The sequence below is a fragment of the Absiella sp. AM29-15 genome, assembly GCF_003434225.1.
Classification (GTDB): Bacteria; Bacillota_I; Bacilli_A; order Erysipelotrichales; family Erysipelotrichaceae; genus Hoskinsella; species Hoskinsella hominis.
This window is the reverse complement of record NZ_QVFL01000017.1, coordinates 44,481-56,051: the sequence shown is the minus strand read 5'-3', so window position 1 is coordinate 56,051 and position 11,571 is coordinate 44,481. Positions and strand designations below refer to the sequence as shown.

Below are 11,571 nucleotides of genomic sequence, written 5' to 3'. Positions count from 1 at the left end.
GTTCATCTATTCATCCATACAGATTTCCACCAGCCATCTGCTCTCTATAATTTCAAAATAGACTACTTTTCCTGTCTTTACCTTTTGGTATCATTATATAGAATTATGGCCTTATTTACAAGGGCTAAACCGAAATTTTCATTCATCGGCAAATCTTTTTTTGCATTTCCTTCTTGATCCACTGCATAATGATCATCACGATATAATCCTGTTGCTTTTCAGATAAGCGCCCATGCTTTGAAATCGTATGCCATTTTGATAAACATCCTCTACAACAAGTCGCTGTCGCATGTTGTGCCACAAACACAGGATGTCCTCGCATTGGTGTTTGTTTCCCATCATTTTCAATTACTGCAGGAGCTAAACGTTTTCTAACAAAATCACGTGCATGTTCTTCCATTGTATCCATGCCTTTTTCTTGGATATATATTTTATCTTTTTCACTTAAATGAAATTGGGAACGAAACGTTGACTGGCTCAGTTTGAAAAACAACTGATTCATCCATTCTTGTTTATCCATGTAATCACCTTCGTAAAACAGTATATCATTGTTTTCAATGAATGCTATTATTTTTGGATACAAGTTGATCAAAAGATGCACGAATGATTTCTCTTGTATCTTTTAATTCCGCAAGCCTTTGATATCCTCCCTCATTAGCCTTTAAGTCCATATCCGTATATCCTAATTCTTTCATAATTTCATAATATTTATCTTTATTGAAGTCAACCATATCATATGGCATTATATCTTTTGCTTTCATTTCTGAATTATATACTTCCATATATGCATCTTGCTCATAATTATATTTTCCATATAAAGATGATATATATTGATATCGCTGATCTGCATTTTCTTTCAAAAACAATATATATGTTTGATTTTCTCTCATTGGCAAACAAACACCAAAAATATTAATAATATCTTTCTCCTGATATCCAAATGGCTCATAAACTTGAATTGTCTTTTCATTTAATGGTGTGCCTTTATAAATATCTAAAATATTTACATCACTGCAAATAGTATTATAATCTTGTTTTCTATTCTTCAATGATACTTTCACAATTAAATCACTTTTTTTATATAATTTTTCAAATGTATTAGATTCTGAATCATACGTTATATTTTCAACGAGTGTTTTATCAGTTTTTCCTTCATATCCAGCATTATCCAAATTGAATCTCACAGTTCCTTCTGATACATCAATTTTTTCTATTACAGGGATTTCCTTTCCTTTATAGTATCCATAACCAATACTGCCCAAGACTACAATGATAAATAAAATCAATAATTTTCTAATCTGTTTCATATGCATGCACTGTTCCATTATTAAATTTAAACGTTTCATCACAGAGTTCTTCAATATCTATTTTATTATGTGATGTTATGATAATTAATTTTCCTTTTTCTCTTTCTTCTTTTAAGATATCATAAATCATCTTTACACCATCTTCATCAAGGCCACTTGTAATTTCATCTAGTATAAGGATATCATTATCTTCCATGATTGCCTGTGCAATCCCTAAACGTTGTCGCATTCCTAATGAATACTTTCCTACTTTTTTATTTTCTTGTGTCAACAATCCAACTTTTTTAATTGCTTCCATTATCTTGTCTGTATGAATTTCATTTCTTATTTTCGCTAACATTTCAAGATTTTCTAATCCACTTAATTCATTGAAAAAATCTGGTTTCTCTAACACGATACCAATTTTTGGCATTGATTTTATCGCAGAATATGGTTGTTCATCTAAAGAAATCATTCCTTCACTTGGTTTTACTAAATTACTGATGATTCTTAACAGCATCGTTTTTCCACAACCGTTATATCCAACAAAACCATAGATATGACCTGATATGAGTTCTACATTTACATTTTGAAATATCATCTGTCCTTTTATCGTTTTCCCAACATTCTCTAACTTGATTTTCATATTACTTCCTCCTCTAATAATAGTCCCAATGATTTAGTGTATAACAGTTTGCACATATTAATATAAATGTACAACATCCTAATGAAATCAGGGTTAACATATCATGTGTTCTCATTAAAATGATTGAACTTCCTATATTAGTTATAATAGAAAATCCTATCACAATCATTAAAAATATTAATACATAACTAAAGAATTTTATATCTTTTATCATCTGATATCCAAGGAAAGCTATTAATGCAAGATTTACCATCCTTAATATGCTCTCCATCATAAAATGTAAAAATGATAGATTAGCGTTCTGAAAATAAACATCTATGGCATATTTTATACACAATAATACCATAAGATACAAGATTCCTTTTCCTAAAACTTTTAGAAACCATATACTTCGATTGGTGATTCTAATTGCATAAAACAATAGATGACTTCGATAATTAACCAACATATAATATAGAGGAATTCCTGCTAGTAACACGATTCCCAGAATCCATATACATAAGGGGAATATGATTTCATTTATCGATAAAAAGAAAACATCTGGAAAACCTATATTTTCTACTCCTCCTAAACCTCTAAATAAAACACTTTGCAAGTAGAATATTATGATGCCAATTACAACAAACAAAAGCTTAGACTGTATTGCCTTCATTTTTGAACTGTAATGGATAATAAATGGCAACAAAATATTCATCAAAATACCTGCCACACATATATACCACATATATGGCTGATCACCAATGCAATGTTCTACAGAATAATAATTGCCTATGAAACGCAATAATGTTGAAAATACTAAACAAATGGCGATAATGATAAAGTAAATTACATATTTATTCCTAAACTTGGAATATAGAAAACAATTTAACTGTGCTAATATCATAAAGATCGTCACAGAATGAACAAACAATAGTAGCGTCACAATAAAGAAAGTTGATGTTGCCTCGAAGCAACAAAGAATAATATCGAAATAGAATAAAAATACTACAAAAGCACTCATCATCATGCACTCTTTTAAATAATTTTTCTTCCATGCATTTTCATTTATATACCGCGTTCTGATAAAAATATTTTGATAATATAGATTTACTCTATACAACATCATACATATAAAAACCGGTAGAAAGATGAACTGAATATTCTGGAAGAACCATATACCTAAATCAACACCATGAATGCCTGATATTAATCGTACAGCACCTACCAAAGCTAACAAGCCAAAAAATATATAATCAAAATTTTTTGTTGGAAGTATATATCTATGCTCACTCATAAGCAGTTCTCCTACAAAATACATAATATAAAACGATATTTAATATAAGGAAGATCCCTAACCAAACAATATAAACAATAGGTTCTATAACGATTCTTGTATCTGGTTGAATTATATTTTGTATATTATAGTATCCAAATGGCACTGGTAAATTTCCAATAATCAGCATTTCTACTATCGAAAAGAGAAACATGCCAATATAGGCTAACACTTTCTGTTTCACAACTAAACTGATAGAGAAAGCTGTTACTGCGCAAAATCCTCCAAAAATGCTGATAAGAAATATGAAAATGAAGATAAACATATATGGATTTTCTAAATAGATTTGATAGAAAGTATAATTACTTAGAAAAGCTTCTATGTTAGTTTCATTTGCTGTTGCCTGTACTATATTTAAAACATTATCATTAAAATCCAGTGCCAATATGACACTACAATAACTGACCACAAGAGGAATAAAAATCACGATAAATCCTGAAATAAAACTTATGAGGTATTTCGAGAAAAAATACTGTTTCTTTGTGGTTCTTGTGAAAATCACATCTGTCATATTCTGCTCATGTAACCATGTATCCGCAAACGGAAACACGACCAATAATGGTATTAAAAGAAAGAAAAAACTCATAAAAGCATGTTTTGTGTAATTTAACATCATAAAGAAATAGTTCTGATAAGATCTACCTGCGTAATATGCACTAGATATACCATTTAATGACATGTAAGAAAGTAATAACGTTATACCAATCAATACAATCAAAAAAGCCTTCTTATGAAACAACAAATACAAATCTTTTTTTATACATCCAAGCATAGAATCCCTCTTTTCCCTTACTTATTTTTTATACTCCCTAGGTTACCTTTATTATAAATAAAAAAATGAAAGTCCAGCGCAAGAAAAACGAAAGATTTTCTAAAGAAAAAGACTGTTTCCAGTCTTTCTAAATATTAATTTCTAATGATCGCCTCTGGTATTAATTTATCTAAGTAAAGCTTACTGAATATCCACGATACAATAACACAGGTAAAGCAGCCAATGATCAAGATCATGATATAATCCCCAAATGTAAGGAACACAACATTTGTTAATACATAAACGACACCTGTAATAATAAAGGTAATTACGATAGCACTACATATAGATAAGATAAATTTAAATACTGTTTCCAGAAGTAATAACCTTTGTAGATGCTTTCTTCTCATTCCGTTAATAACAAGTAACGCAAATTCTTTATTGCGCTTATACAGATAATTCATTTGGAAAGCTGAAAACATTAGAATAAAAATTCCAAATAACATTCCCATACATATCACTTTTACTAACTGAATACTGTGTATAATAGACATGATCGTTAAGATATCACAAAAGTCTTTATTCACTCCAATTGGTTCTTCTGCGAATTGATCTTCTACTTTCTTGACATCAGGATAATTTTCAAACAAAAGTATTTTCCCTACAAACACCTCTGATGATGCGTGTTTTTTATACATAGCCTCCATCTGAGAATATGGCATATATACAAATAATTTACTTCCTGTATAAGGAGAATTCACATTACTTTTCAGTATCCCTTTAATAGAGGATACCTCTTTTTCTTGATGTAAATTTTGTCCTTTATCTAAATGCTCATATATTTGTACATTTAAGGAAATCTTATCATTCTCAATATCTTTTTGAATCAAATCATACGCTTCTTTACTGAAAATCAACCCTTCTTTTCCCAATGTTTTTTCCATTTGTCCATCAAGTTCATTTTCTTCAAAATAAGGTAATATGGTGATTGGCTGCCCATCTATGATCGTATTCGCTGATATCATAGGATACGCTTCGAATGGAACATCTATTTCATCCAGCATGGCTTGTTTCTCAGGTTGAAACATCGTAATGATATTATCTAAATGATCACTTCCATATTCATTTGTAAATAAGATTCTTGGTTGATATAATTTAGAAAATTCCGCAAGGCTGGCATTTGCGTAAACCCGAAATAATCCAAGCGCCACAAGGCATAATAGAAATCCTGCCACCATGACAGATAATATCAACGTGTTTAACTTTTTATATTTGCGCATGAAATAGATAAGATAATTTTTATAAAATTCCATTTTCAAAGGACTTTCCTTTGTTTTCCACATGACATCCATTTGCTTATCTACATCTTTTTCGCATATCAATTCTTTATCATGAATCACATATACTTTATCCGCATAATCTGATGCATATTTGCTATGACTCGCAAGAATAATACATTTGTTTTGCTTATGTGCTAATTCTTTTAATATATCAAAAATGTGTAATTCATTTTCCTTATCTAATGAACTAGTGATTTCATCTAGTATCAAAACATCTGGCTGTTTACATAATGCACAAGCAATCGCTAATCGTTGTCTTTCACCACCAGAAAGTGTTTCTATCGTCTGATGTATATCCGCATGTACATGAACATGATCCAATAATGCCTGATATTCCTTTTCACTATATTCATATCCTGCTAAAGAAGCATACAGCTGCATGTTTCCAATGACATCATATTGTTCAAATAAAGAACTTTCTTGTAACACATAGCCATAATTAATTCTTCTTAACTTTTCCTTTTCTTTTTCATTTTTTATGAGTTGTCCATTCACATCGTACTTAAAATGAATATCTTTAGAAATACAACCAATGCGGTACAATAACGATGTCTTGCCTGCACCGCTTTCCCCTTTGATGAGAATCAACTTTCCATCTTCAAAACTGATATCACAGGGATGAATGATTTCTTTATCATATTTCACAGATATATTATTTAGTTTTATCATACATCATCCTCTTTTCTATAATGTAAGGTACAAGATATTCAATTAACAAAACGATACCAAGTGCCACTATAAATGGTTTTATATGGAATCCTAAGCCAATCATTCTCATACCTAAATCAATGCCAATACAACATACCATCACAATCACAGTTTCCACAAAAACTGATTTAGCTCGATCGAAGTATTTTCTACGTTTGATTTGTAAAACCTCATTTTCATCAAATCCTAAATGGGTAAAAAACTGATTCATTTGTTTTTCTTCATCTCGATCATAGTACTTCATGAATGCTAATACGATCACAATCAAAATAGTAGAAATGATACTCGCCCATTGAATCAAAGTTTGTAATTCTTTCGTTCCTTCTGAAATCACATGATAATCTGAATTACCATAATAGATACTGTATCCCATTTTACTTATTTTCTGTATCACACCAGATACATTTGATGTATCGTCTACTAAAACCGTATAAGCTGATGGCTCCCATGGTTGATAATCAATTGTATAAAACCTATCATATCCACCATTTTCCTTAATATCATCAGTCAACTCTGAGAAAAAATCTATTTTGATATAATCTCTATATTCATTCTCAACTGCAGCCATATATAATAGTTCAGGCTTTTTCTTTCTATATTTTTCTACATAAGATTGCATAGTGCTTTGTTTCATATATATTATATTTTCATAAGGACATGCAAGTCCCATCTTACTTTCTTTTAAAATTCCAGCGATTTTCATAGTTACAGGTACCTTTGTACAAGCTGATATTGTTAAATAATACTTATTATCTTGAATTAATCCTCCTTTTCTATAATATTGAGGAATCAAGAGCCTTAAATCAATGGTTACATCTTTTAAGCTTTGATAATCTTTTGAAAATATTTTTGCGAGAGAAGGTGATATATAAATGCCTTCTTGATGAAAATCTTCTTGGATATCAACAGAATAATCTACATCATCTAAATAACTAGAATATCGTAATGATCCTATATCAGATCTAGCAAATTTTTGACTTTTTCCATCTCCATAATTTATATTTAAGAAATATTCTCTATCTGATAATTCTATAATATCTATCCCATATTGAAAATTTTGGTATTGTTCTGGCAAATAAACATTAAATTCCTCAAATATATCTACATCATTTCTATATTTAATTTCTTTTATATGATTGATTTTTTCAATCTTTTCAACCTCATTTGGTGTAATTACTTGACCAATCCCGTCATAAGAATAGCCGAAATTTTCTACACCTTTATTAGGTTTATATATAATCAATTCATTTGTGAAATCTTTTGATAATGTGTAATTCATATTTTCTTTTAGAAATCCATTAAACTGACTAGATAATGCACAAAACGATATACATATGACCGCAAAAGCTGTTAGTAATTTTTTATATCGTTTATGATGTTCATATGTTTTCTTTATATATTTTTGAACCTGTTTTATATCTTTCTTTACTACTTCTTTTTCATATTCAAATACTTCCTCTTTTACATCTTTTTCTAAAACTATCTCTTTATTATTTATATGATATAATACATCAGCTTTCTGAATTAACTTCTCATCATGCGTTGTCACAAGCAATGTTTTATCTTCTTTCAATAATTGATCTAATAGCTGTATGACACGATCTGTGTGGTGTTCATCTAAGGAAGCTGTTGGCTCATCCAAGATAACAAGTTCACTATCTTTCATAACTGACAATAATATACTGACTCGTTTTCTTTCTCCACCAGATAATTGCATAGGATATTTATCTAAAAGATTATTTACATCAAGAAGTGTTTTATATTCTTCTATATCTCCTTGAAAACTAAACAAATCCTTATACATTTGTATATGATCTATAATGGTTAAATCTTCTAGTAATTCTGTATCTTGGGATGCATAACTAATACGTTGATATAGTTCATCTTTTGCTTTAGATATATCATTTAAATCTATGCTTTTCCCATTCCATATGCACTCTTCTAAGAACTTATTTTCTAATATCAATGCATGTAGGATTGAAGTTTTTCCGCTGCCACTTTTTCCATATAAAACATTCAGTTTTCCTTTTTTCACATTCAAAGATGACGCATTCAAAATTATTTTCTCATTAAAACATATTTCTTTGATTTTAATCTTTATCATCTTTTCACTTCCCTTATAAATAACATTCTATAGATGAATGTTATAAAAACAAGATGTAAGGTGGTATCGGTTATTTATAGGATGTCATCGGTCTATGATCTCTTTAGTTTTATCATGAATCATTCTTTTTTCTATAACATAAGGAACAAGGTATTCAATTAACAAAACGATACCAAGTGCCACTATAAATGGTTTTATATGGAATCCCAAACCAATCATTCTCATACCTAAATCAATGCCAATACAGCACACCATCACAATCGCAGTTTCTACAAAAACTGATTTAGCTCGATCGAAGTATTTTCTACGTTTGATTTGTAAAACCTCATTTTCATCAAATCCTAAATGGGTAAAAAACTGATTCATTTGTTTTTCTTTATCACGTTCATGATATTTCATCAATGCTAATACGATTACAATTAATGCTGTACAGACTATGCTTGCCCATTGTATAAGGGTTTGTAGCTTTTTAGTTCCTTCTGAAATCACATGATAATCTGAATTACCATAATAGATACTGTATCCCATTTTACTTATTTTCTGTATCACATCAGATACATTAGACGCATCATCTACTAAAACCGTATAAGCTGATGGCTCCCATGGTTGATAATCATCTTTATAAAACCTGCTATAGCCTCCATTCTCTTTGATATCACTTGTAAGCTCTGAATAAAAATCGCGTCTTAACTCCATTCCATGTTCATCTTCTTCAATCGCCTCATAGATTATTTTAGGTGCTTTCTCCCTATATTTTTCCACATAAGATTGCATAGTGCTTTGTTTCATATATATCACGTTAGAAAAACAACATGCCAATCCCATTTTACTCTCTGTTAAAATTCCCGCGATTTTCAATGTTACTGGAACTTGAGTACATACAGGAGTCGTCAAATAATAATCGTTATTCACAATAACATTATTATCAACAGTGTATTGTGGTATTAATAGATTGAATTCTAATTCTACATTTTTTAAGCTTATGTCATTTTTTTTGATTAAAGCTGCTAATTCAGGTGAAATATAAATACCATCTTGATGATAATCAATCGAAATATCTTCCTTATAATCAACATTATCCAGATAGCTAGAAAAAATAAGTGTACCAACTTCTGACCTTTTAAGACTTACACTTTTTCCTTTATCATAATTTATTTTAATGCAATATTTTTTATCCAATTGATCTGTCAAATCCTTTGTATAATCCATGTTTTCATATCGTTCTGGTGATGCTACATTTGTATCCATAAATATGTCTATATCATTACGATAACTAACTTGTTTTACATGATTCAGTTCTTTTATTTTTTTTGTTTCAACTTCCGATATTCCTTTTCCATCACCTCTAAACATATAATTTAAAGATTCAGTCCCTTTATCAGGTTTATATATAATTAATTCATTTGTGAAATCTTTTGATAATGTATAATTCATATTTTCTTTTAGAAATCCATTAAACTGACTAGATAATGCACAAAATGATATACATATGACCGCAAAAGCTGTTAGTAATTTTTTATATCGTTTATGATGCTCATACGTTTTCTTTATATATTTTTGAACCTGTTTTATATCTTTCTTTACTACTTCCTTTTCAAATACATCTTCTTCCTCTATTGTATCTTTTTCTAACACTATTTTCCTATCTTTGATATGATACAATACATCAGCTTTCTGAATTAGTTTTTCATCATGCGTTGTCACAAGCAATGTTTTATCTTCTTTCAATAATTGATCTATTAATTGTATGATACGATCTGTGTGGTGTTCATCTAAGGAAGCTGTTGGCTCATCCAAGATAATAAGTTCACTAGCTTTCATAACTGCCAATAATATACTGACTCGTTTTCTTTCTCCACCAGATAATTGCATAGGATATTTATCTAAAAGATTATTTACATCAAGAAGTGTTTTATATTCTTCTATATCTCCTTGAAAACTAAACAAATCCTTATACATTTGTATATGATCTATAATGGTTAAATCTTCTAGTAATTCTGTATCTTGGGATGCATAACTAATGTGCTGATATAGTTCATCCTTTGCTTTAGATATATCATTTAAAGCTATGCTTTTCCCATTCCATATGCATTCTTCTAAGAACTCATTTTCTAATATCAATGCATGTAGGATTGTAGTTTTTCCACTACCACTTTTCCCATATAAAATATTCAATTTATTATTTTTTACTATTATTTCAAATGGATTCAAAATCACAATATTATTGAACTTTATTTTTTTCACTTTTATTTTCATATTAAATTCACCTTATCACTTATATATCTAAAAGGCTGTCTATTTAAAACAGCCTTTTTCAAGTACTAATCTGTTTGTCTCACAACTTTCCCAGTATACTCATAATATGCACTTATAACATTTGAAGCATTTGTGCCACTAGGATACCATAATCTGCCTGTAACGTCAACCGTTAAAAGATGCCCATTAGAAGAATTAACACGATTGTATAAAGATGCGGTTCCATATGCTCCATTGCTAACATGAGAAACACAGTTTCTCACTTTTGAGGTCCACCGATTATTAGTACCTGTGTTAAATGATGCTGAATGATTAACTGTTAGAGCACCCAATCCAGTTTTTATATAAGTACTACCATTTCCTGTTATGATTGCTGCTTTAGCAACTCCAATACACATCAAGAAAGCTAAACAACTTCCTGTAATTGTAGAAATCACTTTTTTCGTTTTCATTGAATTTCCTCCTTTTTCAATTTTGCTTTTAAAATTTTTGGTTCTTTCAATTGATAAATTCCACGTTGGGATACTTTCATCGCAGATTTCATTGCTTTTTTATAAGACTTTTTCGCAATTTTCTCCATCAGTTCTTTCTTCATAATTTCTCACCAACTTTCCAGTTATCAATAATATTGTATTCGTTAGAATACAATACCAAATCATAAGAGACATATTTTTATTTATAAATGAAATCAAATAAAAACATATCAATGTAATTACAATAAGTCCTTTTGCTTCTTTACTAAATCCATTTTTCATTGTTTCGCTTAATATCTTATTTGCATGATCAACTGGTGCTAGCTTCCAAATGATTGCTGTACATACAATACTACAAATTATTTGAATATACTGTGGTACCATGATAATCAGTAATAATTCAAATAATATGTAAATCGTTATGTATGTTAAGTTACAAGTTAAAAAGCTTTTACAATGAAACCCTCCAAAGGTTTCTCTCATTTTAGAAAAAAGTAAAATGTAACCTATTGTATAAAGGGTATGTCTAGTAAATAGGGAAATCACGATAATGCTACTAAAACTAATACATTCAGAAATATATAAAGCAATCCCGTGACGATATATTTCTACATCATCTTCAATGATGTTTTTACTGTATAAGTATTTAGCAATCATATCCGCAAGTTTCAATATCACTAGCATTCCCCTTCCTA

The 11,571-nt window shown here is 29.6% G+C and carries 11 protein-coding genes and 1 other annotated feature (1 of these 12 cut by a window edge); all 11 genes read right to left on the bottom strand.

What is annotated here, in order from left to right; translation table 11 throughout:
* Positions 1-87, bottom strand: a binding site (T-box leader) (it extends 112 nt beyond the left edge of the window).
* Between the two features lie 55 nt (positions 88-142).
* A complete protein-coding gene (locus DW761_RS16010) occupies positions 143-520 on the bottom strand; it encodes a DUF4186 domain-containing protein (RefSeq protein ID WP_117518738.1) in 378 nt (125 codons plus the stop codon).
* A gap of 34 nt (positions 521-554) precedes the next feature.
* On the bottom strand, positions 555-1,346 hold the full coding sequence (locus DW761_RS16005) for a hypothetical protein (protein WP_117518737.1): 792 nt from the start codon (positions 1,344-1,346) through the stop codon (positions 555-557).
* Complete coding sequence (locus tag DW761_RS16000; RefSeq protein ID WP_117518736.1) at positions 1,294-1,932, bottom strand: ABC transporter ATP-binding protein; 639 nt, start codon at positions 1,930-1,932, stop codon at positions 1,294-1,296. Before DW761_RS16000 ends, DW761_RS16005 begins: the two co-directional genes overlap by 53 nt.
* Positions 1,933-1,945: 13 nt before the next feature.
* A complete protein-coding gene (locus DW761_RS15995) occupies positions 1,946-3,205 on the bottom strand; it encodes a hypothetical protein (protein ID WP_117518735.1) in 1,260 nt (419 codons plus the stop codon).
* A complete protein-coding gene (locus DW761_RS15990) occupies positions 3,198-4,016 on the bottom strand; it encodes a hypothetical protein (RefSeq protein ID WP_117518734.1) in 819 nt (272 codons plus the stop codon). Before DW761_RS15990 ends, DW761_RS15995 begins: the two co-directional genes overlap by 8 nt.
* Before the next feature lie 134 nt (positions 4,017-4,150).
* A complete protein-coding gene (locus DW761_RS15985; protein WP_117518733.1) occupies positions 4,151-6,004 on the bottom strand; it encodes an ATP-binding cassette domain-containing protein in 1,854 nt (617 codons plus the stop codon).
* Positions 5,988-8,147 (bottom strand): ATP-binding cassette domain-containing protein, encoded by a 2,160-nt coding sequence (locus tag DW761_RS15980; RefSeq protein WP_117518732.1) that lies wholly within the window; start codon positions 8,145-8,147, stop codon positions 5,988-5,990. The genes DW761_RS15985 and DW761_RS15980 overlap by 17 nt, the downstream gene beginning before the upstream one ends.
* Before the next feature lie 84 nt (positions 8,148-8,231).
* On the bottom strand, positions 8,232-10,403 hold the full coding sequence (locus tag DW761_RS15975) for an ATP-binding cassette domain-containing protein (RefSeq protein WP_117518731.1): 2,172 nt from the start codon (positions 10,401-10,403) through the stop codon (positions 8,232-8,234).
* Positions 10,404-10,468: 65 nt separating this feature from the next.
* On the bottom strand, positions 10,469-10,855 hold the full coding sequence (locus DW761_RS15970) for a hypothetical protein (RefSeq protein ID WP_117518730.1): 387 nt from the start codon (positions 10,853-10,855) through the stop codon (positions 10,469-10,471).
* Positions 10,852-10,998 (bottom strand): hypothetical protein, encoded by a 147-nt coding sequence (locus DW761_RS21070; protein ID WP_158553830.1) that lies wholly within the window; start codon positions 10,996-10,998, stop codon positions 10,852-10,854. The genes DW761_RS15970 and DW761_RS21070 overlap by 4 nt, the downstream gene beginning before the upstream one ends.
* Positions 10,955-11,560, bottom strand: a complete 606-nt coding sequence (locus DW761_RS15965; RefSeq protein ID WP_117518729.1) for an accessory gene regulator B family protein — start codon at positions 11,558-11,560, stop codon at positions 10,955-10,957. The genes DW761_RS21070 and DW761_RS15965 overlap by 44 nt, the downstream gene beginning before the upstream one ends.
* Positions 11,561-11,571: the final 11 nt, after the last annotated feature.